Raw genomic sequence first — 25,301 nt, forward strand, 5'->3', positions numbered from 1 at the left:
ATTAAATATAACATTTGCGTGTTACTGGTTAAGCAGGCATGAGCAAACAGATGATCATTTAATATGGTCTTGTTTGTTCATGCCATTTTTTATGTGCATGCGAGTGATTTCAATATGAGAGGAATGTTTTTACATGTTTAAAAAGCTCTTTGGGCAATTGCAACGTATAGGTAAAGCATTAATGCTACCTGTCGCAATTTTACCGGCAGCTGGGATTTTACTTGCATTTGGGAATGCAATGCATAATGAACAGTTAGTCAAAATTGCACCATGGTTAACAAACCATGTATTTGTCATGATTTCTTCAATCATGGAAGCAGCAGGGCAAGTTATCTTTGATAATTTACCATTATTATTTGCAGTCGGAACAGCACTTGGATTAGCAGGAGGAGATGGCGTAGCAGCATTAGCAGCGTTAGTTGGATATTTAATTATGAACGCGACAATGGGTAAATATTTAAATATTACAATTGATGATATCTTCTCTTATGCAAAAGGCGCAAAAGAATTAAGCCAAGCAGTAAAACAACCTGAATATGCACTTGTATTAGGTATTCCAACCCTACAAACGGGTGTGTTTGGCGGTATTATCATGGGGGCTGTAGCCGCATGGTGTTACAACAAGTATTATAATATTACTTTGCCAGCATTTTTAGGATTCTTCGCAGGTAAACGTTTCGTACCAATTGCGACATCAGTAGCTGCAATTATTGTAGGTATTGTATTAAGTTGGATATGGCCACCTATTCAAACGGGATTAAATGACTTATCTAACTTCTTACTAACGAAGAACTTAGTATTAACAACATTTATTTTCGGGGTTATAGAACGTTCTTTAATTCCATTTGGATTGCATCATATTTTCTATGCACCATTCTGGTTCGAATTTGGACATTATACAAATCATGCTGGAGAACTCGTACGTGGTGACCAACGTATTTGGATGGCGCAATTAAAAGATGGCGTACCATTTACTGCAGGAACATTTACAACTGGTAAATATCCATTCATGATGTTTGGTTTACCAGCTGCAGCATTTGCAATTTATAAAAATGCACGTCCAGAACGTAAAAAAATCGTTGGTGGTTTAATGCTATCAGCAGGTTTAACAGCATTCTTAACAGGGATTACAGAACCACTTGAGTTCTCATTCTTATTTGTAGCACCATTATTATATGCGATTCACGTCGTATTAGCAGGATCTTCATTCTTAATCATGCATTTATTAGATGTAAAAATTGGTATGACATTCTCAGGTGGATTTATCGACTATGTATTATTCGGTTTATTAAACTGGGATAAAACACATGCATTACTAGTGATTCCAGTTGGTATCGTATACGCAGTTGTGTATTACTTCTTATTCGACTTTGCAATCCGTAAATTCAACTTAAAAACACCAGGTAGAGAAGATAAAGAGCAAGAGGTCAGAGATTCAAGTGTCGCTAAATTACCATTTGATGTTTTAGATGCAATGGGTGGTAAAGATAATATCAAACACTTAGACGCATGTATTACACGTTTAAGAGTTGAAGTAAATGATAAAGCTAAAGTAGATGTTCCAGGATTAAAAGCATTAGGTGCTTCTGGTGTACTTGAAGTTGGTAATAACATGCAAGCGATTTTTGGTCCAAAATCAGACCAAATTAAACATGATATGGCGAAAATCATGAATGGTGAAATTACTAAACCAAGTGAAACGACTGTGACAGAGGAAGACTCTGAAGAACCAGTTCATGTAGAAGATATTAAAGAAACTGAAATTTACGCACCAGGTGTTGGTCAAATTGTTCCATTATCTGACGTACCTGATAAAGTATTTTCAGAAAAAATGATGGGCGACGGTGTTGGATTTATTCCTGAAAAAGGTGAAATTGTAGCACCATTCGATGGTACAGTTAAAACCATTTTCCCTACAAAACATGCCATTGGTTTAGAATCAGATACAGGTATTGAATTATTGATTCATATCGGTATTGATACAGTTAAACTAGATGGAGAAGGTTTCGAAAGTTTAGTTAAAGCAGATGATAAAGTAACGCAAGGACAACCGTTAATGAAAGTGAACTTAGCTTATCTTAAAGAACATGCACCAAGTGTTGTAACACCGTTAGTAATTACTAATCTAGGTGATCAAACATTAACAGTTGAAAAGACAAGCAGTGTTGAACCAAGCCAACGCATTATGAAAGTTAAATAGCTATATATAAGTGCACATTTTAAATTTTTAAAATGTGCACTTTTTTAATAGGGTTGACATGTATATTAATAACTAGCAGTATAAAATTGTATAGCACATAATATGTTTAATACTGTTGGAGGTTCAAAGTATGATTGATTCCAAAATGAATAAGAAAGATAATGTAAGACATAATGGGAATAAAATGATGAATATATTCATTATCATTGTTTTGACAATCGTGATACAAATTCCTGCAGCCATGTCTATTATTGCACTGCCTTTTTCATTAAAACTCAATGATTGGTATACTATCGCTTTAAGTATGCTTATTCTTGGTTTAGCGTTATTTATTGTCTGGGCAATAAGGTCGTATTACTTATTTCGTACATATGAAAACCAATATCTTAAAATGACTATGAAAGATGTCTTGAAAAATATTGCCTTCTTTATTCTAGCTATTATTTGTAGCATAACTAGTAATGCTTTAATGTTCATTTTTATTGGTGATTCAGGAACCAAAAATGAAAAAATGATTGATGAGAGTCTCGATTCATTAATGGATAAAAGTCATTTACCTCATCTTTCTATTGTATTAGTAACAATATTATGTCTGTGTTTCATAGGCCCTTACCTTGAAGAACTCGTTTTTCGAGGGATTTTTAAAGAAACCTTATTTATGAAAAGCCGATTTTGGTTACCTTTAATCATTTCGTCTGTAGTGTTTAGCTCACAACATTTATCAACAAATATATTCTCATTTGGATTATATTTCTTAATGGGATGTGTGCTTTATGTCGCTTATGATAGAAGACGAAATATTAAAGATAGCATGATGGTACATATGTTAAACAATTCTATTACGACAATTCCTTTGTTTTTAGTATACTTATATATTTACTTTAAATAATAGCAAATCATCTCTTTTAATAAATTAAAAAGTATTTTACTTTAATTTAAAAGGATCATATTATCGATTAAATGTGTAATCAATAATATGACCCTTTATTTTTCAATATCTAAAATAATAAGAATAATTAAGCTTCTGTGATATCATTTTCAATTAATAATTTAATCGCTTTATGATCTGTAGCATTTCTAAATAAATCATATGCATTTTCAATATCGCTTAATTTACTGTAATGTGTCACTAATTGTTCTGGTTGAATGATTTTACTTTTAAGTGCTTCTAAAAATTTCTTCTGTAGTATTACCAGAAACTAATCCAGTTGAAACGTTAATGTTTTTAATCCATAATTTGTCGATATCAAATTGAACAGGTAAACCATGAACACCTACATTAGCGATTGTACCATCTACGCCAATAAGTTTTTGACATAAATCAAATGTTTGTGGAATACCCACAGCTTCGATTGCTACATCTACACCACGATGGTTAAGTTTGTATACTTCTTGAATCGCTTGTTCAACATTACTTGAATTAATCGTATGTGTAGCACCTAATGATTTAGCAGTTTCTAAACGGTTGTCATCCAAGTCAATCATAATAATTTTAGAAGGTGAATAGAATTGAGCAGTTAATAATGTCGCTAATCCGACTGGTCCAGCACCCACAATGGCTACTGTACTACCAGGCTTTACTTTTCCTTTTAACACACCAATTTCATATCCAGTAGGTAAAATATCTGAAAGCATTACAAGTGCTTCATCAGGTAATGATTGAGGTGCATGATATAAAGAATTATCGGCAAATGGTACTTTAACGTATTCAGCTTGTGTACCATCAATTAAATGACCTAAAATCCATCCATCATCGTTTTCGCAATGTGCATAAATTCCTTTTTTACAATAGTAGCATTTACCACAAGAAGAAACGGCAGAGACAATAACTTTGTCGCCAACTTTAAAATTGTTTACATTAGATCCTACTGATTCTACAATACCAATACCTTCATGACCTAGTGTTGTATTTTCAGGTACTTCAGGTGTATCTCCTTTAATAATGTGTAAGTCAGTACCGCAAATTGTCGTTTTGACCATACGAATAATGGCGTCAGTACTTTCTGTAATAACAGGTTTTTCCTTATCGATTAATTGTGCCACACCAGGCTTTGCATAGTTATAGGCTTTCATATAAATCCCTCCAATGATATTGTGATTTTTTTCACAATTATTATACCACAAAATGACGAGTGATAATTTAATATCAAAAAAATATAGTAGAAAAATTATAAAAACACTTACCTATAAATGCACAATTAATTATAGAAAGAAATATTTTGAAAAGATGAAAATATTGATTATATGGCGTAAAATAGAATTGAGTATAGATATAAAGGAGTTATCAGTAATGCATACGACTGAAGGGAAATTAGTAGTAGATACTGAAATAGAAGTCAATGGCTACGATATTGATGCAATGGGGATTGTGAGCAATATCGTCTTTATTAAATGGTTTGAAGACTTGCGTACTATTTTTATCAATCAATATATGAATTATTCTGAAATGATAACACGAGGTATTTCGCCTATATTAATGAAAACAGAAGTGGATTATAAAGTACCTGTGACGATACATGATCGTCCAAGAGCGCGTTGTTGGATGATAAAAGCAAGTAAAATGAAATGGATTTTCAAATTTGAAATCGCGACTAAGGATAACGTTCACTGTATTGGCTATCAAACGGGTGGCTTTTATGACTTAGAAAAGCAAAAGATAACAAAATTGCCACAAGTTTTCCAAGATATTTTAAATTAGAGTGGAAGTTGATTGACGAAATAGAACTGCATACCTTATGATATATACCAATTTCAAGACAAGAGGGTGTATGGTATGGTTGAGTCAATTCGTGATGTATCCCAATTTAAAACAATAATTAATACACAACCCTTAGTAGTGGTACATGTAATGAGGGAACAATGTGGTGTTTGTCATGCTGTTTTACCACAATTGAAAGATATATTAGATACGTCGTATCCAAAAGTGACATTGGCGACTATTAATCAAAATGAAGTACCCGAAATTGCAGGAGAGTTAACTATTTTTACAGTACCTGTTGATTTAATATTTATGAATGGTAAAGAAATGCATAGACAAGGTAGATTTATTGATATGCAGTCATTCGAAAAACAATTAGCTATCATGTATGACCAAATAGATGATTAAATAAGAAATGATGAAGGCACCTCAAATTGATGATTCAATTTGGGGTGTTTTTTATGGAAAAATCAATATCAATTTAACCCGAGTTGTTGGGGCATAGATATGATAAATGTTATGATAAAAAACGTGTGAAAATTTTAGATTATAGTATGATATGGCGTTAATCATTAATATTTAACTTGTTAAAAGAGGACGTTTCATACAAGTAGGACAGGCGTGATTTAAATAGATTGATGACACCATGTAAACTTTTCATCACCTATCAACATGTAAAGGCATTAGTTTTAAATATTTTTTATGTAATAAGGAGGCTCAAATGGAAAAACATTCTCGTAGTTATCATATTAAAAATACTATTTTTTGTTTGTTAGGTACATTGTTAATTGCACTTGGAGTTAACTGTTTTGTTATTCCTGGAAACTTAGGTGAAGGTGGCGCTATCGGTATGTCTTTAGTACTGAAGTATACACTTGGTTTATCACCGGCACTAACGTCTTTCGTTATCAATGCCTTTTTAATAGTTATCGGTTGGAAGTATTTAAGTAAAACAACAGCCATTTATACAGTCATTACAATTACTGCAAGTTCTATTTTCTTGGATTTAACAAAGTCTTTAAGTTTGGGGATCGATGAAAACTTTATTAATGCGGTATTTGCAGGTGTATTTATTGGCGTAGGTTCAGGTCTAGTCATTGTTTCTAGAAGTACGCTAGGTGGTACATCGGTTATTGCCCGTATTATTAGTAAATATTCCGAAGTAAAAACGTCTCAAGCGTTGTTTATTCTAGATGCACTTGTCGTATTATCATTCTTAATCGTATTACCCGTGACTAATGTGTTGTATACGATTGTGATGTTGTTTATTGTTGAAAAAGCAATGGCATTTGTCGTTGAAGGTTTCAATCCTAAAAAAGCGGTAACCGTTATTTCTGATCACAATAAAGAGATCAGTTCGGAAATATACCAAGCGACTGGCAGAGGTTCGACATTATTAGATGGTAAAGGTGCGTATCAACTTGATAATACCGATATATTATATGCTGTAGTATCTCAGACACAAATTGCTACAGTTAAAAAGATTGTCAATCGTTATGATGACCAAGCCTTTTTAGTTATCCATGACGTAAGAGACGTCTTAGGCAATGGCTTTATGAATATCAAATAATACAATGTGATGAGCGTTTATAAGACCAATCACGAGAAAGTGTTATATGATAGAAGTAAAGAATATAGGAGGTGCAAGTCATTGTTTAAAAAAGCACTTGCTGTAATTAGCTCAACTGTATTAGGAAGTATATTTTTTGCTAAAGTAAAAGAAAAAAGAAGTTACCGTAGTTTTGTACAGGAGAAAATGATGCGATTGAACGGTATGAAAAAGTCATTTGATAATGTTGAAGGTGCGAAAAAAGCACTTGAACGAACTAAAGATGAGACGGCAGGTAAATATGGCGGTACATCGTATGAATTTAAACATCATGTGAAGATAAAAGATTATTATGGCTCACTAGTTTATATTGTTAATGATCAAAGTGACCGTAAACAAAAAACGGTATTATATATACACGGTGGTGCTTGGTTTCAAGATCCATTACCGTATCACTTCGAATTTATCGATTTACTTGCAGAATCGTTAAATGCAAAAGTTGTAATGCCAATCTATCCGAAAGTACCACATAGAGATTATGTGACAACAGATATATTGTTACATCATTTATACCAACATTTACTTAATAAAGTTGATGATGCTAAACAAATTGTGATAATGGGTGATTCTGCTGGTGGTCAAATTGCTTTATCATTTGCACAATCGTTAAAAGAAAAGCAATTAACACAACCAGGACATATTGTACTTTTATCACCTGTATTAGATGCTACATTTAGTAATCCAGAAGCCAAGAAGTATGAGCAAGAAGACCCTATGTTAGGTATAGAAGGTAGTAAATATTTAGCTACATTATGGGCAGGCGATACGCCTTTAGAGGATTATAGAATCTCACCTATGAATGGGGATATAGAAGGTCTAGGTCACATTACGATTGTGATTGGTACCAAAGAAACATTGTATCCAGATGCACTCAAACTCTCTCATATGCTCAACGAAAAAGGCATTGCACATGACTTTATACAAGGCTATAATCTGTTTCATGTTTATCCTATTTTTCCGTTACCAGAACGCGAGCGTTTCTTAAAGCAACTTCAAAACATCATAAAAAAATAACCCTATGCTAAATTATTTTCGCTAGGGTTTGTTTGGAATATAACAGCGAATTCATTTATCAATATGTTTGATAATTTGAATTCGCTGTTTTGTTATCTATATGTTCATTTTGATGCTTACTCTTGTCATTTGTATCTACATTTTTATAATTTGTTGTTGTATATGAATGAGATTTTGATGAAGCTTCTTCATTTTTTAGAGAAGTATTGACGGCTTCATCGCTATTACGAGTTTTATTGTTGATCTTCGTATGATCTGTATCTAATACAGAATTAGTCATGTCTTTCCCTTGTAAACTCCCAATTAGAATGAATGATAAGTATAAAGTTGTCACAATTAAGATAATCGCCAAATAAATACCGATAGCGAATTTAACTGACTTTTCCATTCTTCTCCTCCTAAGGTCTGAGTAACTACACTCTTAATGTAACATTTAATTTTTAAGATAGTGTAAATTCCTAGTAAAAAATATATGACTTAATTAGACGTTGGCACAAATACGTCTAACTATGGATATTACTAATAATGTAAGCTTATCTGTTAAATCAGGAATCGCATCTTTACATTCCTTTACAAATTTTTAATCTTTGGTTAAAAGAATTAAAACTGAATCAACAACCAAATGATAGGCTACTACTAGTAAGTAGTAGATTAAGCATTTTTGACTAAGAATTTTAAGCTAATATTTAAAACATATTGACTTTTAATTAATGGTTTTTATAGACTTTATAGTGATGGAAACGTTTGAATAATTTGTATTTATCTAAATTTTATATAAATGTAATTATACATGTATTGTTCCATTCACAATTCAATATACATAGAAAAGAGAGGGATTATAGCGTGATTCTCATAATAGTATGTGTCGTGTTGATTCTATGGCTAGGCATTAAGGAGAAAAATCGCCATGCGAATCGACTTAAGAAAATCCCTATACGAATCAACATTAATGGTATTCGAGGTAAATCAACCATAACTCGAATGGCATATAGTGTGCTTAGAGAAGACCACTATAGAGTCATAGGGAAGACAACAGGAACTGACGCAAGAATGATGTACTGGTTTACCCAAAAAGAGTACCCAGTGATTAGAAAACCTCAAGGCGCCAACATTGGTGAGCAACGTGATATCATCCGTAAAGTTGTTAAACAAAAAGCGAATGCACTTGTTAACGAATGTATGGCTGTTAATCCAGATTATCAAATTACTTTCCAAAAGGACTTAGTTAAAGCGAATATTGGCGTTATTGTCAATGTTATGGAAGACCACATGGATGTGCTAGGTCCAACATTACAAGATGTTGCCCAATCATTTACAGCAACGATTCCATATAAAGGTAAATTAGTTGTAATGAAAGATGAATTTACAGAATTTTTCGCTAAAGAAGCTAAAAAGCGTAAAACTGAATTAATCGTGGTGGACAAAGAGCAAATACCAGAGTCTTACTTAAGAAAGTTTGATTATTTAGTCTTTCCAGATAATGTAGCCATTGTGTTAGGCATTGCTCAAGCAGTAGGCATTGATAGTGAGACAGCCTTAGAAGGTATGTTTAATGCGCCAGCAGATCCAGGAGCAGTGAGGATTAAATACTTCCATGCTAATAATACTAAAAATGTATTTGTTAATGCATTTGCTGCCAACGAACCACAATCCACTAAGGCCATTTTAAATAAAGTGGAATCATACAATTATCCATATACGAAAAAAGTGGTCATTTTAAATTGTCGTTCTGACAGAATCGATAGAACACAACTATTTGTTGATAATTTCTTAGAAGATATTGATTACGATACGTTGATTTGTACCGGAAAAAGTACTCAGATGGTGTCAGATTTAATGCATCGTTTACCAGACAAGAGATATTTGAACTTTGAAGGACAAGATTTTACAGAAATTGAAAAAGCTATTATGAAAGAATCTGACAATGCACTTGTCTTTTGTGTAGGTAATATCCACGGCCCAGGTGGAAGAATAGCGGAATTCATAGAAGGGATAGAATAAAATGATAGGTTCAGAATTATATTTCTCCTTATTTGTAGGTGTCGTTCTCAGTCTTATTTTTGCTGAGAAATTTGGTATTAACCCTGCAGGACTGGTTGTACCAGGTTATTTAGCTTTAATTTTTGATCAACCCATCATGCTTTTATCAGTACTTATAATTAGTTGTTTAACATTCTTCATTGTAAATAACGGTATTAGTAAATGGGTTATTTTATATGGTAGAAGAAAGTTCGCAGCCATGATTCTAACAGGTATGGTATTGAAGTTTATATTTGATTTGATTTATCCATTGACCCCATTTGAAATGGTCGAAGTTTCCGGTATTGGGGTAGTAATTCCTGGTATCATCGCTAACACAATTCAAAAACAAGGTGTTGTAATAACATTATCATCTACAATGTTATTAACATGTATTACATATGTCATCTTGTTCTTATACAGTTTTATTAATTAATCAAGAACAAGGAGCGCGTAATAACAATGAAAAAGAAAAAACGATTAACGCCAAGCGAATGGTTGCTCAAACAATCTAAACGGCATAAGCGTAGAAATACATTGTATACAGCCATCGTCCTACTTATCGCTTTAGTATTAATAGTCTTCGCTATTCGCGCGGTCAAAGTAGTACCAGTTAAGAGTGATGCGAAAGATCCAAGTAGTATCCGAATGACATATTTAGGCAATATTACATTAAATAAACATATTCGACAAAATAATCTCAATAGTGTCTTTGCTGGTTTACAAGATCCGTTAAAAAATAGTGATTTCTCAACAGCATCGCTTTTAGTTAATGACTTTTCAAATGATCCTAAGAAAGAAATTGAAAAGAATTTAGAAAATATCATGTTCTTAAAGAAGCAGAATATTAAAAGTGTCAATTTAATTAACCAAACTACCGACAACATTACTGCTAGAGACTTAATGGAGAAAGTAGAATCACAAGCGGGATACAACTTTTTAACTGGTAATGGTTCAAATCCTATAAACAGTAAAACAATTCAACAAAATATTAAAGGTAAGAAAATTGCGAATGTATCCTTTACAGATGTTGAATCTAATTATGCAGAGCCACTTAAAAATACGACGTCTATTAGTTTAGATCCAGATATTTTTTATCCGTTAATCAAAAAGTTAAAAGAGAACAATGATTATGTCGTTGTTAATGTAGACTGGGGTATCCCTAATGAAAGAAATGTTACTGACCGTCAAAGAGAATATGCACATGCGTTATCAAAAGCAGGTGCTGATGTAATTATCGGTCACAATTCAGTCATTCAAAAAGTTGAAAAATATAACAATACACCCATTTTTTATAGCCTAGGAAATACAACATCAGACGATTTCCTATCCAAAAACCAAAAAGGTATGGTTGTTCAAGATGATTGGAAAGGTAAAAAACATAAGTTCCATCTTACACCAATACAATCTAAAGACGGTAAAATCTCACAAGATGATATGAATAAGATGGACCATAAACGTTTCCATAATAATATTAAAGATCAGTCAATCAATCTTAAAAAAGCTGACGATGGAGGTTATACATTTGAATATTAAAAAGCATTGGCTACCCATTACTGTCATTATTATAGTCGTCATCATTTTCCTACTCGTCATATTTGCAAGAGCGAATGAAGGTTTAGATAGTTATGAACAACAAGAACTGAAAAATGGAGAACAGCAATATCTTTCAAAAGGGGCCAGTTAGGAATGAACATATACAATAAAGCAACCTTGACTGTCATTTTAATTATTACCATTATTATTTCGTTCGTCTTTTACTATTTCACCTCAGATGAAAAGGTAGATAAAGATAAGCTATATGAAAATAAAATAGCTAATCATAAAAAGCCAGGAACTAAAAATTATGGGGTTGCATCCAATAATGCAATTGCTACTAAAATAGGTGAAAAGGTAATAGAAGATGGCGGTAATGCTACAGACGCAGCATTTGCAGTGTCATATGCATTAGCAGTGACAGAGCCACACTCATCTGGATTGGGTGGTGGTGGCGCAACACTAACTTACGATGGTAAAGATGGCCAAGTACCAAACTTATACGAATATAAAACCTATTCTTCTTATAACTTTAAACAAGGTGATAAAATCGGTACCCCTGGTTTTGTAAGAGGGATGCATGATATGCATGAAAAAGAAGGTAAGATGGATGAGAAGAAACTTTTTGATTACGTTATTCCACTTGCCGAAGATGGATTTGAAGTCGATTCAGAGTTAGAGCGTAGCTTGAAAATATATGGTTCTAAAATTGATCGTAATTCTCCATTCTTTAAAGGTAAACAAACATTGCGTGAAGGCGATGTAGTGAAACAAGAAAAACTTGCTAATACATTGAAAAAAATACGCGATAAAGGTCCTGATTATTTCTATAAAGATGTAGGTAAAAGCGTATCTAAACAATTAGATAATAAACTAACTGAAAAGGACTTTACGACATTTAAGACTGAAAAGAAAGAACCTGTAAGTACAGATTATTTAGGTAACAAAGTTTATTCGGCATCAAATCCACTAGGTGGAACATTAACATTACAAGGTCTGAAAATTGACGAAAAAGAAAATCAAGATACTGCTGATCGAAATAGCTATATTAAAGGTATCTTGGAATCACGTGATGTTATGTATAGTAACCGCGATATTGTCAATGGTACAGAACCAAGTAGTGAAGAACATTTATCTGATGAATACTTACTTGGCGAACTCAATAAAGTCAATGTAGGTACTGCAGCTGAAGGTGGTAGTGATTTCAACCCTATTCAAACAGATAACACAAGTACAACACACTTTGTTGTGATTGATAAACAAGGTAAAGTTGCAAGTACAACAAATACGTTATCAAGTTATTTTGGTTCAGGTGACTTTATGAAAGAAGGCTTTTATATGAATAACTCATTAGGCGACTTCTCTAAATCACCATCGAGTCCAAACTATGGTGACAAACATAAAGCACCACGCTCATTTATTTCACCATCTATCATCGTTGGTACAGACTTCTATATGGGTATCGGTACACCAGGTGGTAATAAGATTCCAACGATGTTAAATGAAGTCATAGTCGATTATTTAAGAGGTGACGGTACGTTACAAGAAGCAGTAGATAAACCACGTTTCTATAATGATGGTGGTACGATTTACTATGAAAACGCAATAGACGATAAAGATTTAGAGATCTTCAAGAGTTTGGGATATGGAGTGAAAGAAAAACGTAACGATCCAAACTTTGGTAGTGTGCAAGGCGCTGTGTATGATAAGAAAAACAAAAAAGTAGATGTCGGATCTGACGTTGGTAACAGATAAGGCAATATCATTAAAAGACGTGAGGCAAAGGCCTCACGTCTTTTTAATGTTAACTATTTTCTCCATTACGAACACGGTCAATAATATTTTGGATTTGTTGTTGTATTTCATCATCATTTTCTACAAAATAAGCGACCGGACCTTCTTTGATAGAAACCCATGGTACGAGTACATCAAAGTTTAAGGATTTGATCAATTCAAGACTTTGAATCGATCTTTTTCTATCACTGGAACCTAATATAACAGTACGCCATGTGTCACCTTCAAAACATAGGAAGTCGCCAGTAAATAAATAACGATGCTCACCGTTATCCCATAGAAAAATCGTCGTGCCAGGGGTGTGTCCTGGTGTAGGAATCACTTCTAAATCGTCATATAACATTTGGCGTTCATTAAAATATTCGTGAATTGTTATTGAACTTGTGAGGGCCTTAGCATCATCTTGGTGTATGACATATGGTATATCAAGTTGATTAGGACCACCTAAAGATTCATGATCATGATTCATTAAAACTTTAGCAGCGCCTCCCAATTTTTTTATGTCTGGTTGTACGTCTTTTAAATGACCAGAGTGATAGATGATGATATTTTCACCATCACGTTCTAAAATAAATGATTTGAATTCAAAACGAGGATCAAACGGTAATTGAGTTGTTGGTGTCGCATAAAGTCCTTGGGCAATTTGATGTAATTGAGAATAAGATTGTGATTGATTATCTTTATATTGATTGGTCATCATGTTTCATTCCTTTAAGTATTTAATATTTACAACACTACCCTGTAAATATAGAAATAATCATAAAAAGGATAAAATAGACAGTATGAAAGGTGTATATTAAGATAGTGATGAGTAATGAAATAAGGTAGTAATAAGACCGACATATGTTGATGAATATCATAATGGACAAATGATCATAGATAAAGGAAGTGTGCCATTTGAAAGAAGTCGTATTAGGTATCGATTTAGGAACAAGTTCAATCAAAGTAATAGCTGTTAATCAACAAGGGGACGTTATTGAATCTAAAAATGCATCATTATCATTAATCCAAGAGCAAAGTGGATATAGTGAGCAAGATCCTGAAGCTTGGTTCCAAGCCACTAAAAAAGCAATTATAGCATTAATGTCATCGTCTAAAATGAAAGATTATGACGTCAAAGGTATATCATTTTCAGGACAAATGCATGGTTTAGTCATTGTTGATAAAGATGGACATGTCTTGCGTAATGCAATTCTGTGGAATGACACTAGAAACTCTGAACAATGTCGACAAATCATAGACAAATTTGGCCATAGAGTTAATGAAAATCCAGTTTTAGAAGGATTTACTTTACCTAAAATGCTTTGGGTACAACAACATGAGCCTAACATATGGAAAAATGTAGATTACTTTATGTTACCGAAAGATTATTTGCGTTATCGTCTTACAGGTAACATACACATGGAATATAGTGATGCAGCAAGTACATTATTATTGAGTCCAAAGACAAATCAATGGACTAAAGATTTGGGAGATACATTTGAAATGGGGGATATTTATCCGTCACTTGTCGCTTCACATGCTTTTACAGGAAGCATTTTGCCTTCGATTGCTGAGGAGCTTGGTTTAAATGAAGATGTAGCCACATTTGCAGGTGGTGGTGATAATGCTTGTGGAGCAATAGGAGCCGGTGTGATACATGATAAAGAGACTTTATGTAGTATTGGCACATCAGGTGTGATATTAAATGTCGAACATCAAAGTGTGACAGAATATGATGATAACCTCCATTTCTTTAATCATGCGATACCAGAAACATACTATGCGATGGGTGTAACTTTAGCAGCTGGATATAGCTTAAATTGGTTAAAACATACCTTTTTTGAAGAAGAAAGTTTTGATCAACTAATACAGTTGGCAAGTCAATCTACGATAGGCGCGAACGGCTTACTATTTGCACCATACTTAGCAGGTGAGCGTACACCTCACGGAGATGCATCGATTCGAGGTAGTTTTATAGGGATAAGTGGGCAACATACGAAAGCTGATTTCGTTAGAGCAGTGATTGAAGGTATTACGTATTCATTATATGATTCTATACAACTGATTCGACAAGCAGGCAATGAGATTAATACCGTCATTTCTATTGGGGGCGGTGCGAAAAGTGATTTTTGGTTGCAACTACAAGCAGATGTTTTTAATACATCAGTTAAGAAACTAAAACATGAAGAAGGGCCTAGCATGGGTGCAGCTATCATTGCTGCATACGGTCTAGGTTGGTATCAATCATTTGAAGATTGCGTTAATGATTTTATTAAAGTAGAAAATATATTTAAACCTAATATGGATAAGCATAAACAATACGAATATTATCATAATATTTATAAAGACATTTACACACATACTAAAGATATTACGGCTAAACTTATTAAATAAATGTGAGGTAGATTGGAACAAATAGAAGGCTTCCAATCTACTATTTTTTTATACTAAAGGAGCGTGTTGTCTAATTATTAGAAAAATCTGAAATTTTATATTGACAAAATTAATTTAAAATCGTTTAATATACATATAAAAATACTTCGTTTTATTTTAAAACTACATTATTCCTCGAAAATCGTATCAATCAACTTAAATAGACTCCTTTTTATCACTTACAACTTCAGTATTATAATTGCTTTACACCACTCAATTTTTAACTCAGTAACAATTTTCTATCCACATTAAAAAATTATTCTTTCTGCTCAAGCTATTTAATAAACATTCACATCTTTAAATTTAAATCTAAAATTTTTAAATACCATTCCAACAACCACTATCCTTAAACTTCTACAAAAGGATCCTTAATTTGCCAGAGAGGAGCATCCGAATATGACATATGATATAAATAGGGGAAGAGGACCTCCATATGATGACAATCTTGAAATAGTTAAGGGATTACAGTAATTGAATAAACTCAAAAACATTAAAGTAGATAGATGTAAAAACACACTAAAATAATTAACATTCATATTTATGGGTTTCTTACACAAATTTATAGTAAGAAACCCTAAAAAATTGTGAGCGATTTGTTACAAAATGAGTGTATAAGCGTTAGAATAGATAGGTCGTCAAAATGTTTGAGAGAATATAGTTAAAAAGAGTAAGTTTACATTTTAGAGATTTTTCATATAGAATGCAACGAACAAGGGAAATTACTTATAAAATGTATATTTGCATTTTAAATATGAATAATACAATTAATTCGTGAAATATTTCACAATTTAGTCTTATTTAAATTTTTTTAATTATTGAAATCGCTTTCTTAAGGGTGTACGATAACTATGGCCTAAAAATAAAAAAGTGAGGTTTTGGGGAAATGAATATTATCTTAGGAGTGGGTACACTTGTACTAGTACTTATCATCATGACGCTATTCTTAAAATTTGCACCTTACGGTAAACAAGGATTACAAGCTTTATCGGGGGCTGCTTGTGCAACGTTTTTACCTCAAGCGTTTTTAAGTTATGCAATTGGTGGTGTATTCCACATCAAATTTTTACAAGAAATCGGTGATTTAGCAGGTAGTTTAAGTGGTATAGCAGTAGGGATACTTACTTGTTTAAACTTAGGCGTATCTCCAGTGTTTGCAGTTATCGTTGGTTTAGTACTACATGATTTTAAACTATTACCAGCATTTATTGCAGCGTATATTGTAGCTTTTGGAATTAAATTAATAGAGAAAAAAGTTCCAGAAGGACTAGATTTAATTGTTGTTATTTTATTGGCTCCAGCAATTACATTTGGTTTAGCAAGCGTGATTACACCAGGAGTTATGGCGACACTTAAACAAATTGGTAGTGCGGTTACTTCAGTTGGCGACAATAACCCTTATGCACTAGCAATCATCTTAGGACTAGTTATACCAGTAACAGGTATGACACCATTAAGTTCAATGGTATTAACAAGCTTATTAGGTTTAACAGGAGTACCAATGGCAATCGGTGCAATGACATGTATGGGAAGTTCATTCGTCAATTATGTCTTATTTAGTCGATTACACATTGGTGGTAAATCTAAAGCATTTGCAGTAGGTATCGAACCATTAACACAAATTGATTTAATTGCTCAATATCCAGTACAACTATATGGAACGAATGCATTAATTGGAATGGTAAATGCTTGTATCGTAACATTTATGGGCGTAGTGATCGGCGTAAAAGGTATGGCCACACCAATTGCCGGCGCGATTGTCTTATTCGGATTTAATGAACCAATGAAAGCAATTATTACAATTGTCATTGTTGCTATTGTAAGTATCATATTGGCATTCATCATGAGTACAATTATCAAGAAATTTAACTTAATGAACTTAAGTTTAAATGTACCGAGCAGAAAGAACCAAGTTAAGGAGAGTGTTTAATGATGGCTAAAAGCTATGATTATCAAAGTGCATTCGATATTATTGGTCCAGTAATGATGGGACCGTCAAGTTCTCATACAGCTGGAGCAGTAAAAATCGGTAACTCAGCAAGAGCTGTTTTAGGTGATGTGCCTAAAAGTTTAGAAATTCGTTATTATGAATCATTTGCTAAAACACATCAAGGACACGGAACAGACGTCGCTGTAGTTGGTGGTGCAATGGGCTACAGTACATTTGATAACAGAATTAAATCAGCATTAGACATCGCTAAAGACGAAGGCATCGCTGTTGAAATTATTGAAGATGAAGGTGAAAGTATTGGACAACATCCAAACTGTGCCTACATTAAAGCTGATGATGCAAATGGACGTCATATCGAAGTCATTGGTATTTCAATTGGTGGCGGAACAATCAAACTAAAAGGTATCCATGTGAATGGACTGGAAGTAGAAATGAACCATGGTTTACCTATTTTAGAAGTCGATGGTCCAGCCGATAAAGCACAAATCAACCATTTGATTAATGACTTAAACGATATGGAAATTGAATATAAAGATGAATTAACACAATTTAATGATGATAAAAGTTTAGTGGTTCTACCATTAAATAAATCAATCAAAGAATCAGCATTAGACAAAATTAGAGAAAAATACAGTGATTTTAACGTTTCCTATATTAATTAAGGGGGATTCAAGATGTTTGATTCAATTAGAGAAACAATAGATTATGCAGTAGAAAAAGATATGGCATTTGCAGATATCATGATCCAAGAAGAAATGGAACTTAAAGGTCTTACACGTGATGAAGTACGTGCCAACATGAAACAAAACTTAGATGTTATGAGAGATGCTGTTGTTAAAGGTACTACGGGCGAAGGTGTAGAAAGTGTAACTGGCTATACAGGACATGACGCAGCAAAACTTCGTGACTATAATGAAAATAATCATGCGCTATCGGGACATGAAATGATTGAAGCGGTTAAAGGTGCAGTTGCTACAAATGAAGTTAACGCAGCAATGGGTATTATTTGTGCCACTCCAACAGCTGGTTCCTCAGGTACTATCCCAGGCGTATTATTCAAATTAGAAAAAACACATGACATTACAGAAGATCAAATGATTGATTTCTTATTCACAGCAGCATTATTCGGAAGAGTCGTAGCCAATAATGCAAGTGTGGCTGGTGCAACAGGTGGTTGCCAAGCTGAGGTTGGTTCAGCATCAGCAATGGCAGCAGCTGCAGCAGTATCCATCTTCGGTGGATCTCCGGAAGCTTCAGGTCACGCTATGGCTTTAGCAATTAGTAACTTATTAGGTCTAGTATGTGACCCAGTTGCAGGTTTAGTTGAAATTCCATGTGTGATGCGTAATGCAATTGGTTCAGGCAATGCATTAATTTCAGCAGACCTTGCATTAGCGGGTGTAGAAAGTAGAATTCCTGTTGATGAAGTTATCAGTGCTATGGATAAAATCGGTAGAAACTTACCAGCATCCTTACGTGAAACTGGTTTAGGTGGTCTAGCAGGTACACCAACTGGTGAAGAAATTAAACGTAAAATCTTTGGTGAAGCCGAAGATATGGTGAAAAATAAATAATATTGTGTATGATTAAAAGCACTTAAGAGTATAAGCTCTTGAGTGCTTTTTTCATATAATAGAGTTAATGAGCAGGAAAGTAATAAATTTATTTTTCTAAAAATTAAAAAAATTCATTGCAAAAGTTCAGCCCTATCACTAAAATAATTTAAAAGGGGCTGATGCAATGCTAAGATTAACATTAATTTTTATAGCATTCATCATTAACACAACGATAACGTATTTGTGGACGACAGAGGGAACTTGGGTGAATTTATTATTCAAATCATTATCGCTAAGTATGATCATTGTGTTCATGTTTTACTATATTCGTTTTGTTATTGAAAACAGAGGTAATCAATGAGATTAAGTCATGGAAGTCAATTCCTACTTAATCTCTTTTTATATTGTATAAATCGAGTTGATAAAAAGTAAGATCGAGCCATTGGTCAAATTTATACCCAGCATATTTGATTGTGCCAGAGTGACTGAAGCCAAATTTTTCATGCAATTTAATACTGCCTGTATTAGATGCATCTATACCTGCTATCAATGTACGAAAGTTATTATCTTTAGCTTCTTCAATCAGTTTAATTAATAATTGTGACGCAATACCATGATGCCTATATTTAGGATGGACATAAATTGAATGTTCGATGGTATATAAATAAGCTGGCCAATCTCTAAACTGACCATATGTCGCAAATCCCTGAACGATATCATCTTTTTCAAATACAAAAATAGGGTCACCATTTTGTTGTTTATGATTAAACCATGCTTGTCTTTCTTCAATATTAGTTGGCTGATACGTATATACTGCAGTCGTATTAATAATAGCATCATTATAGATGTCTAGAATAGAAGTTAAATCTGATTGTTGTGCTTGTCTTATCATGTGCTTCACCTCACTCATTATTAGATACTAATTTATAACTAAAAACAAGACATACATAATGATAACCTAATCATTATCTTTAATGGATTTTACATCATTCAATGAATTCAATACTTTATTCAAAGATTATGTAATATGAATATTTAATGATATACTGATATCAAAATATAGAAATAGCTAAATCTGAAATGATATTCATTGTATTTAACTAAAGGAGTAACATATATGAAGAAATGGACCAATCGATTACTGACTATAGTTGGTGTTGTATTAATATTAGTAGCAATTTACTTATTTGCTAAACCTCATATCGATAATTATCTACATGAAAAGGATAATAACGATAAAATCGAAAATTATGATAAAAAAGAAAGTAAGGATAGTAATCAATCTAAGGATAAAGCACCTGAAATCCCTAAAGATAAATCAAAGATGGCAGGCTATATTAAAGTGCCAGATGCAGAAATTGAAGAACCTGTTTACCCTGGACCTGCAACACCAGAACAATTAAATCGTGGTGTAAGTTTTGCTGAAGGTAACGAATCTTTAACAGATCAAAACATTTCAATAGCAGGCCATACATTTACGGATCGCCCACATTATCAGTTTACGAATTTAAAAGCTGCTAAAAAAGGAAGTAAAGTCTACTTCAAAGTAGGCAATGAGACTCGAAAATATAAAATGACTAGTATTCGTAATGTCGATCCATCTGATGTTAAAGTTTTAAACGAACATAAAGGTGAGAAAAATCAATTAACATTAATTACTTGTGATGATTATAATAAAGATACTGGCGTTTGGGAGAAACGTAAAATATTTGTAGCTAAACAAATTAATTAAGCCAATTAGTATAAACTGGGACATCAACAAATGGTGTCTCAGTTTTTTGTTATTTTTTGTCTGTGAAAGAAATTTCAAAGTTTGAATATAGTTTCAGGTTGTACCGTGATTCTTCATCACTAATGAATAGTTGTCTATAATGAACGTAAAGATTGGATGAGGGGGATTACACGTGATTAAGGCAATTGCAGTCGATATGGATGGGACATTTTTAGACTCAAATAAACAATATGATCATGAAAGATTCGAACGTGTATTTAAAGCGTTGAAGGAACAAGGCATTGAATTTATAGCTGCGAGTGGAAACCAATATGCTAAATTGAAGTCGATATTTGGGAAAAGAGATATGTTCTTTATCTCAGAAAATGGCGCTGTTATTTATAAAGGCGATGCGTTATATCAATATCGCAGTTTTAATCATCAAGATTATCAAGATGTGATTGATTATTTACATAAAGATAGACAGATTAATCAAATGGTAATCTGTGGATTAGAAAGTGCTTATATTTTAGAGGATACACCAGAAGCATTTAAAGAAGATACACGATTCTACTATCATCAATTAAATGAAATTACGCAGTTAGAAGATTTACCTGAAGATGAATTTGTAAAAATCGCGTTAAATATTAATAGGCAAACACATCCGCATTTAGATGATGAACTAAAAGCACGTTTTCCAAATACAATTAAGTTAGTATCGAGTGGACATGATAGTATCGATATCATTATGCCCAATATGACAAAGGGGCAAGCATTGGCCAGACTATTGGATGTATGGGAAATGCAACCCTCAGAACTGATGGCATTTGGCGATGCGAATAATGACAAGGATATGTTAGAGTTGGCTAAATATAGTTATGTGATGAAAAATAGTCAGGATAAAACGTTGTTTGATATAGCTTATGATGTCGCGCCAAGTAATGATGACCAAGGGGTATTAACTACAATTGAAAATGTAGTACTTAATCTTAAATAATCAAAGACGCGTTGTGTTGATCATCGGTTTGGATCACTACAACGCGTCTTTGATATGTGATTTTAGTTTAATCGTGTGTCACAAGTGCCTGTATTAATAACAGATAGTGATGCGTTTAAACCGCCTTCAACAAGGTTTTGTACAGCTTCATCAGAGAAGAATGCAATGTGAGGCGTAACTAAAATATTTTCATTGTCGATGAGTTCTAATAATGTGTCATCTTCAATTTTTTTATTTGTCCAATCAAATGTGAAATAAGGCGCTTCAAATTCATAAGTATCAATAGCTGCACCGTATAATGGGCCGTGATTAACAGCATCGATCAAATCAGGTGTGTTGATCACAGCACCACGAGCGGCATTTACAAGTACTGCGCCTTCTTTGACTTTAGAAAACATTACTTTGTCGAACAAGTGATAACTTTCTTTATTAGCTGGTACATGTAATGAAATAATATCAGCACCATTAATAGCTTCTTCAACAGATGATTGATATTCAATGAAGTCTAATGATTCATTTGGATAAGCATCATATCCCACAACTTTAGCTCCAAAACCAGCATAAATTTTAGCCGTTGCCGCACCGATTCGACCAGTACCAATAATGGCTACAGTCATATTTTTAACTGGACGTGACATAATAGGCGCCGCCCAAGTGAAATTATGATCTTGTACGCGCTTTTCAATTGCAGGGAATTTACGTACTAATTGTAATGCGATAGATACAGTATACTCTGCAATCGTTTCAGGTGAATAGCTAGGCACGTTTGAAATAATGATATCGTGCTTTTTAGCCAATTCTAAATCGTACATATCAAAGCCAGCAGTACGTTGTGCAATTTGCTTAATACCATATGCTTCTAGTTTTGGATAAACTTCTTCTTCAAGTTTACCGAATTGCATTGTAGTAACGCCATCATAATCTTTAAGTTGATCAACCGTTTCTTTACTTAATAACTCAGGTGACGTAGTGACTTCAATATTATTTTTTTTACCCCAGTTTAACGCCATATCCTTTTCGTATTCTCTCGTACCGAAAAACATAATTTTTGTCATCATTGTTTACCCCATTTCTAAAATATAAGAAAAATAAAAATAACTAATAATATAAAATAATAAGTAATACTGTAACTTACAACCACATTATATTGTGAAACTTTTCACAAATCAAGAGAAATATTAATTTTTCTTTTAAATAATATAAATTAAGGATTAAGATGTTACATTTTCTTAATTTATAAATAATTAAGACACGTCGATTCAGTTCAAATATTTTTTTGGAAAGGTCAAGTAAGCTATAATTTATAGTATAAAGAAATAAATAGGAGGCAATATAAGTGAACGATATGAATCAAACAATCATCGATGCATTTCATTTTAGACACGCAACAAAACAATTTGATGCATCTAAAACGATTTCAAATGAAGATTTTGAAACAATATTAGAAGCAGGTAGATTATCTCCAAGTTCATTAGGTTTAGAACCTTGGAAATTTGTAGTTGTTCAAAGTAAAACGCTTCGAGATAAGTTAAAACCACATAGTTGGGGTGCTCAAAAACAATTAGATTCCGCTAGCCATTTCATGCTTATTTTTGCACGTAAAAATGTGACATCTCAATCACCATACGTACAAAATTTAGTGAAAAATGTTAAAGGATATGAAGAGAGTACAATCCCTGCAGTGTATCAAAAGTATGATGACTTCCAAACAGAATTCCATATCAATGATAACGAACGTACATTATATGACTGGGCTTGTAAACAAACATATATTGCCTTGGGTAATATGATGACAAGTGCAGCTTTATTAGGTATAGATTCATGTCCAATTGAAGGGTTTGATGTAGATACAGTGACTCAAATCTTATCAGATGAAGGTATTTTAGATACTGAAAACTTCGGCATTTCAGTTATGGCAGCCTTTGGTTATCGAGCAGGAGAACCACCTCACGGTAAAGTTCGTCAAACACAAGATGATGTAGTTGAATGGATTAATTAAAAAATAGATAATGGCTTCTTAAACTATGATTTTTATAGTGTAAGAAGTCTTTTTTGATTCAATTTTGAAACAATGAGCATCTTGTTTTATTTTCATAATTGAAGCCGTTACAATGTTAATAAGAAAAAGTAAACGTTTACATTTCCGAAAGTATTTCAAATCAAATTAAAAAAGGAAGGGATACTATGGCAAATATTAACGTAAGAGATTATATCGATGAGCGTTACGGATTATTTATTAACAATGAATTCCAACAAAGTGAAACAGGAGAAACAATAAAAGTTACTAACCCTGCAAATGGTGAAGACTTAGCAGAAGTCGCAAAAGCAAGTAAAAAAGATGTGGATAAAGCAGTTGAAGCGGCTACAAACGCATTTGATAGTTGGAGTAAAATTTCAAAAGAAGAACGTGCAGACTATTTACTAGAAATTAGTCGTAAAATTCATGAGAATGCAGAACGATTCGCGACAATTGAATCATTACAAAATGGTAAACCGTATAGAGAAACATCAACGATTGATGTACCAATGGCAGCAAATCAATTTAAATACTTTGCAAGTGTGTTAACAACTGACGAAGGTTCAGTGAATGAAATAGATCATAATACGATGAGTTTAGTTGTGCATGAACCTGTAGGTGTTGTAGGTGCCGTTGTGGCATGGAACTTCCCAATTTTATTAGCTTCATGGAAGTTAGGTCCAGCACTTGCAGCAGGTAATACTGTTGTGATTCAACCATCATCTTCAACGCCATTAACATTAATTGAATTAGCTAAAATCTTCCAAGACGTATTACCTAAAGGTGTTGTTAATGTATTAACTGGTAAAGGTTCTGAATCAGGAGACGCGATTTTCAATCATGAAGGTGTCGATAAATTGTCATTCACTGGTTCTACAGATGTAGGTTATGGTGTAGCAAAAGCAGGTGCAGAACGCATTGTGCCTACAACATTAGAACTTGGTGGTAAGAGTGCCAATATTATCTTTGACGATGCAAATATTGATCAAGTGATTGAAGGTGTGCAATTAGGTATTTTATTCAACCAAGGTGAGGTATGTAGTGCCGGTTCTAGATTGCTCGTTCAATCATCAGTATATGACAAATTGTTACCTAAATTAAAAGAAGCATTTGAAAACATTAAAGTTGGCGATCCATTTGCAGATGATATTAAAATGGGAAGTCAAACTGGTGGAGAACAAATGGAAAAAATTCAAAGCTATGTGAAATTAGCTGAAGATGATCCAAATGCAACGATTCTTACAGGTGGTCACAGACTTACTGATAATGGTCGAGATAAAGGCTTCTTCTTCGAGCCGACGATTATTGAATTAAATGATAATAGCCACCAGTTAGCTCAAGAAGAAATTTTTGGTCCAGTCGTGGTTGTTGAGAAATTTGAAGACGAACAAGAAGCTATTCAAATTGCCAATGATTCTGAATATGGACTTGCAGGCGGTATCTTCACAACGAATTTAAACCGTGCATTAAATGTAGCTAAAGCGATTCGTACAGGACGTATTTGGATTAATACGTACAATCAAATTCCAGCAGGTGCACCATTCGGTGGATATAAAAAATCTGGTATTGGTCGCGAAGTATACAAAGATGCTATTAAAAACTATCAACAAGTTAAAAATATTTATATTGATACTTCAAACGAAACAAAAGGTCTTTATTAATAGGACATAGTATCAATCATTCGATAACCCTTTCATCTATTTTGATGAAAGGGTTATTCATATTTTAAAAATGATAATAATAACGAATGTTAAATTTTTGATAATATCACATATTTAATTAATGAT

24 protein-coding genes and 1 pseudogene are annotated in these 25,301 nt (G+C 33.2%); 20 read left to right on the top strand and 5 right to left on the bottom strand.

All coding sequences use genetic code 11. The features are described from left to right. Positions 1-133 precede the first annotated feature (133 nt). On the top strand, positions 134-2,200 hold the full coding sequence (gene ptsG, locus JX000_RS01550; RefSeq protein ID WP_206140800.1) for a glucose-specific PTS transporter subunit IIBC: 2,067 nt from the start codon (positions 134-136) through the stop codon (positions 2,198-2,200). 130 nt (positions 2,201-2,330) lie between these two features. Beyond that, a complete protein-coding gene (locus JX000_RS01555; RefSeq protein ID WP_002450127.1) occupies positions 2,331-3,089 on the top strand; it encodes a CPBP family intramembrane glutamic endopeptidase in 759 nt (252 codons plus the stop codon). Between the two features lie 127 nt (positions 3,090-3,216). On the opposite strand, the pseudogene JX000_RS01560 reads toward JX000_RS01555, so the two are convergent. Beyond that, positions 3,217-4,273, bottom strand: a pseudogene (locus JX000_RS01560) (zinc-dependent alcohol dehydrogenase family protein). A gap of 217 nt (positions 4,274-4,490) precedes the next feature. Between JX000_RS01560 and JX000_RS01565 the strand changes: the two are divergent. From JX000_RS01565 to JX000_RS01580, 4 genes are all read left to right on the top strand, one after another. Next, positions 4,491-4,898, top strand: coding sequence for an acyl-CoA thioesterase (locus tag JX000_RS01565; protein ID WP_002450125.1), 408 nt, complete (start codon positions 4,491-4,493; stop codon positions 4,896-4,898). Positions 4,899-4,973: 75 nt separating this feature from the next. After that, entirely contained in the window at positions 4,974-5,306 is a 333-nt protein-coding gene (locus tag JX000_RS01570; RefSeq protein WP_002450124.1) for a thioredoxin family protein, read from the top strand. 313 nt (positions 5,307-5,619) lie between these two features. Then, a complete protein-coding gene (locus JX000_RS01575) occupies positions 5,620-6,468 on the top strand; it encodes a YitT family protein (RefSeq protein WP_002450123.1) in 849 nt (282 codons plus the stop codon). A gap of 81 nt (positions 6,469-6,549) precedes the next feature. Next, complete coding sequence (locus JX000_RS01580) at positions 6,550-7,521, top strand: alpha/beta hydrolase fold domain-containing protein (RefSeq protein ID WP_206140801.1); 972 nt, start codon at positions 6,550-6,552, stop codon at positions 7,519-7,521. 58 nt (positions 7,522-7,579) lie between these two features. Here JX000_RS01580 and JX000_RS01585 read toward each other — a convergent pair whose 3' ends face one another. Then, positions 7,580-7,909 (bottom strand): hypothetical protein, encoded by a 330-nt coding sequence (locus tag JX000_RS01585; RefSeq protein WP_002450121.1) that lies wholly within the window; start codon positions 7,907-7,909, stop codon positions 7,580-7,582. A gap of 455 nt (positions 7,910-8,364) precedes the next feature. Between JX000_RS01585 and pgsB the strand changes: the two genes are divergently transcribed. From pgsB to JX000_RS01610, 5 genes are read left to right on the top strand one after another with little or no spacing between them, the layout of a single operon-like run. Next, the gene (gene pgsB, locus JX000_RS01590) at positions 8,365-9,522 is read left to right on the top strand and encodes a poly-gamma-glutamate synthase PgsB (RefSeq protein ID WP_206140802.1); all 1,158 of its coding nucleotides are present in this window, start codon (positions 8,365-8,367) and stop codon (positions 9,520-9,522) included. Between the two features lies 1 nt (position 9,523). Then, positions 9,524-9,976, top strand: coding sequence for a poly-gamma-glutamate biosynthesis protein PgsC (gene pgsC, locus JX000_RS01595; RefSeq protein ID WP_002450119.1), 453 nt, complete (start codon positions 9,524-9,526; stop codon positions 9,974-9,976). 26 nt (positions 9,977-10,002) lie between these two features. Continuing rightward, positions 10,003-11,076, top strand: coding sequence for a CapA family protein (locus JX000_RS01600; protein WP_037551667.1), 1,074 nt, complete (start codon positions 10,003-10,005; stop codon positions 11,074-11,076). Next, a complete protein-coding gene (locus JX000_RS01605) occupies positions 11,066-11,227 on the top strand; it encodes a hypothetical protein (protein ID WP_002450116.1) in 162 nt (53 codons plus the stop codon). The genes JX000_RS01600 and JX000_RS01605 overlap by 11 nt, the downstream gene beginning before the upstream one ends. Before the next feature lie 2 nt (positions 11,228-11,229). Then, positions 11,230-12,831, top strand: a complete 1,602-nt coding sequence (locus JX000_RS01610) for a gamma-glutamyltransferase (protein WP_002450115.1) — start codon at positions 11,230-11,232, stop codon at positions 12,829-12,831. A gap of 49 nt (positions 12,832-12,880) precedes the next feature. On the opposite strand, the gene JX000_RS01615 is transcribed toward JX000_RS01610, so the two are convergent. Next, positions 12,881-13,567 (bottom strand): MBL fold metallo-hydrolase, encoded by a 687-nt coding sequence (locus JX000_RS01615; RefSeq protein ID WP_037551665.1) that lies wholly within the window; start codon positions 13,565-13,567, stop codon positions 12,881-12,883. 200 nt (positions 13,568-13,767) lie between these two features. Here JX000_RS01615 and xylB point away from each other — a divergent pair, with 200 nt between their 5' ends. The 5 genes from xylB to JX000_RS01640 all read left to right on the top strand — a co-directional run bounded on the left by xylB (position 13,768) and on the right by JX000_RS01640 (position 19,150). After that, positions 13,768-15,246: a xylulokinase gene (gene xylB, locus JX000_RS01620; RefSeq protein ID WP_002450113.1), complete on the top strand. Its 1,479-nt coding sequence runs from the start codon at positions 13,768-13,770 to the stop codon at positions 15,244-15,246. 922 nt (positions 15,247-16,168) lie between these two features. Continuing rightward, on the top strand, positions 16,169-17,212 hold the full coding sequence (locus JX000_RS01625) for a PTS sugar transporter subunit IIC (RefSeq protein WP_002450112.1): 1,044 nt from the start codon (positions 16,169-16,171) through the stop codon (positions 17,210-17,212). Positions 17,213-17,214: 2 nt separating this feature from the next. Further along, a complete protein-coding gene (gene sdaAB, locus JX000_RS01630) occupies positions 17,215-17,895 on the top strand; it encodes an L-serine ammonia-lyase, iron-sulfur-dependent subunit beta (protein ID WP_037551671.1) in 681 nt (226 codons plus the stop codon). Positions 17,896-17,907: 12 nt separating this feature from the next. Then, complete coding sequence (gene sdaAA / locus JX000_RS01635) at positions 17,908-18,807, top strand: L-serine ammonia-lyase, iron-sulfur-dependent, subunit alpha (protein WP_002450110.1); 900 nt, start codon at positions 17,908-17,910, stop codon at positions 18,805-18,807. A 166-nt stretch (positions 18,808-18,973) separates the two neighbouring features. Then, positions 18,974-19,150 (top strand): hypothetical protein, encoded by a 177-nt coding sequence (locus JX000_RS01640; RefSeq protein ID WP_002466971.1) that lies wholly within the window; start codon positions 18,974-18,976, stop codon positions 19,148-19,150. A gap of 27 nt (positions 19,151-19,177) precedes the next feature. Here JX000_RS01640 and JX000_RS01645 read toward each other — a convergent pair whose 3' ends face one another. After that, positions 19,178-19,681, bottom strand: a complete 504-nt coding sequence (locus JX000_RS01645; protein WP_002450109.1) for a GNAT family N-acetyltransferase — start codon at positions 19,679-19,681, stop codon at positions 19,178-19,180. A 225-nt stretch (positions 19,682-19,906) separates the two neighbouring features. Between JX000_RS01645 and srtA the strand changes: the two genes are divergently transcribed. Together srtA and JX000_RS01655 are read left to right on the top strand one after the other, a co-directional pair. Further along, a complete protein-coding gene (srtA, locus tag JX000_RS01650) occupies positions 19,907-20,521 on the top strand; it encodes a class A sortase SrtA (protein WP_002450108.1) in 615 nt (204 codons plus the stop codon). A gap of 172 nt (positions 20,522-20,693) precedes the next feature. Further along, the gene (locus JX000_RS01655; protein WP_002450107.1) at positions 20,694-21,497 is read left to right on the top strand and encodes a Cof-type HAD-IIB family hydrolase; all 804 of its coding nucleotides are present in this window, start codon (positions 20,694-20,696) and stop codon (positions 21,495-21,497) included. Between the two features lie 62 nt (positions 21,498-21,559). Here JX000_RS01655 and JX000_RS01660 read toward each other — a convergent pair whose 3' ends face one another. Further along, a complete protein-coding gene (locus tag JX000_RS01660; RefSeq protein ID WP_037551663.1) occupies positions 21,560-22,552 on the bottom strand; it encodes a D-lactate dehydrogenase in 993 nt (330 codons plus the stop codon). 281 nt (positions 22,553-22,833) lie between these two features. Between JX000_RS01660 and JX000_RS01665 the strand changes: the two genes are divergently transcribed. Both JX000_RS01665 and JX000_RS01670 read left to right on the top strand, forming a co-directional pair. Further along, a complete protein-coding gene (locus JX000_RS01665) occupies positions 22,834-23,496 on the top strand; it encodes an NAD(P)H-dependent oxidoreductase (RefSeq protein ID WP_002450105.1) in 663 nt (220 codons plus the stop codon). A gap of 185 nt (positions 23,497-23,681) precedes the next feature. Continuing rightward, complete coding sequence (locus tag JX000_RS01670) at positions 23,682-25,175, top strand: aldehyde dehydrogenase family protein (RefSeq protein ID WP_075777994.1); 1,494 nt, start codon at positions 23,682-23,684, stop codon at positions 25,173-25,175. Positions 25,176-25,301 lie beyond the last annotated feature (126 nt).

Source organism: Staphylococcus sp. SB1-57, from assembly GCF_017086425.1.
GTDB classification, from domain to species: Bacteria; Bacillota; Bacilli; order Staphylococcales; family Staphylococcaceae; genus Staphylococcus; species Staphylococcus warneri_A.

Bases quoted from the DNA above. Each gene is read 5' to 3' on its own strand.
- ptsG (WP_206140800.1), top strand. From the start codon at position 134: ATGTTTAAAAAGCTCTTTGGGCAATTGCAACGTATAGGTAAAGCATTA.
- JX000_RS01555 (WP_002450127.1), top strand. From the start codon at position 2,331: ATGATTGATTCCAAAATGAATAAGAAAGATAATGTAAGACATAATGGG.
- JX000_RS01565 (WP_002450125.1), top strand. From the start codon at position 4,491: ATGCATACGACTGAAGGGAAATTAGTAGTAGATACTGAAATAGAAGTC.
- JX000_RS01570 (WP_002450124.1), top strand. From the start codon at position 4,974: ATGGTTGAGTCAATTCGTGATGTATCCCAATTTAAAACAATAATTAAT.
- JX000_RS01575 (WP_002450123.1), top strand. From the start codon at position 5,620: ATGGAAAAACATTCTCGTAGTTATCATATTAAAAATACTATTTTTTGT.
- JX000_RS01585 (WP_002450121.1), bottom strand. From the start codon at position 7,909: ATGGAAAAGTCAGTTAAATTCGCTATCGGTATTTATTTGGCGATTATC.
- pgsC (WP_002450119.1), top strand. From the start codon at position 9,524: ATGATAGGTTCAGAATTATATTTCTCCTTATTTGTAGGTGTCGTTCTC.
- JX000_RS01600 (WP_037551667.1), top strand. From the start codon at position 10,003: ATGAAAAAGAAAAAACGATTAACGCCAAGCGAATGGTTGCTCAAACAA.
- JX000_RS01610 (WP_002450115.1), top strand. From the start codon at position 11,230: ATGAACATATACAATAAAGCAACCTTGACTGTCATTTTAATTATTACC.
- JX000_RS01615 (WP_037551665.1), bottom strand. From the start codon at position 13,567: ATGACCAATCAATATAAAGATAATCAATCACAATCTTATTCTCAATTA.
- JX000_RS01625 (WP_002450112.1), top strand. From the start codon at position 16,169: ATGAATATTATCTTAGGAGTGGGTACACTTGTACTAGTACTTATCATC.
- sdaAB (WP_037551671.1), top strand. From the start codon at position 17,215: ATGGCTAAAAGCTATGATTATCAAAGTGCATTCGATATTATTGGTCCA.
- sdaAA (WP_002450110.1), top strand. From the start codon at position 17,908: ATGTTTGATTCAATTAGAGAAACAATAGATTATGCAGTAGAAAAAGAT.
- JX000_RS01640 (WP_002466971.1), top strand. From the start codon at position 18,974: ATGCTAAGATTAACATTAATTTTTATAGCATTCATCATTAACACAACG.
- JX000_RS01645 (WP_002450109.1), bottom strand. From the start codon at position 19,681: ATGATAAGACAAGCACAACAATCAGATTTAACTTCTATTCTAGACATC.
- srtA (WP_002450108.1), top strand. From the start codon at position 19,907: ATGAAGAAATGGACCAATCGATTACTGACTATAGTTGGTGTTGTATTA.
- JX000_RS01660 (WP_037551663.1), bottom strand. From the start codon at position 22,552: ATGACAAAAATTATGTTTTTCGGTACGAGAGAATACGAAAAGGATATG.
- JX000_RS01670 (WP_075777994.1), top strand. From the start codon at position 23,682: ATGGCAAATATTAACGTAAGAGATTATATCGATGAGCGTTACGGATTA.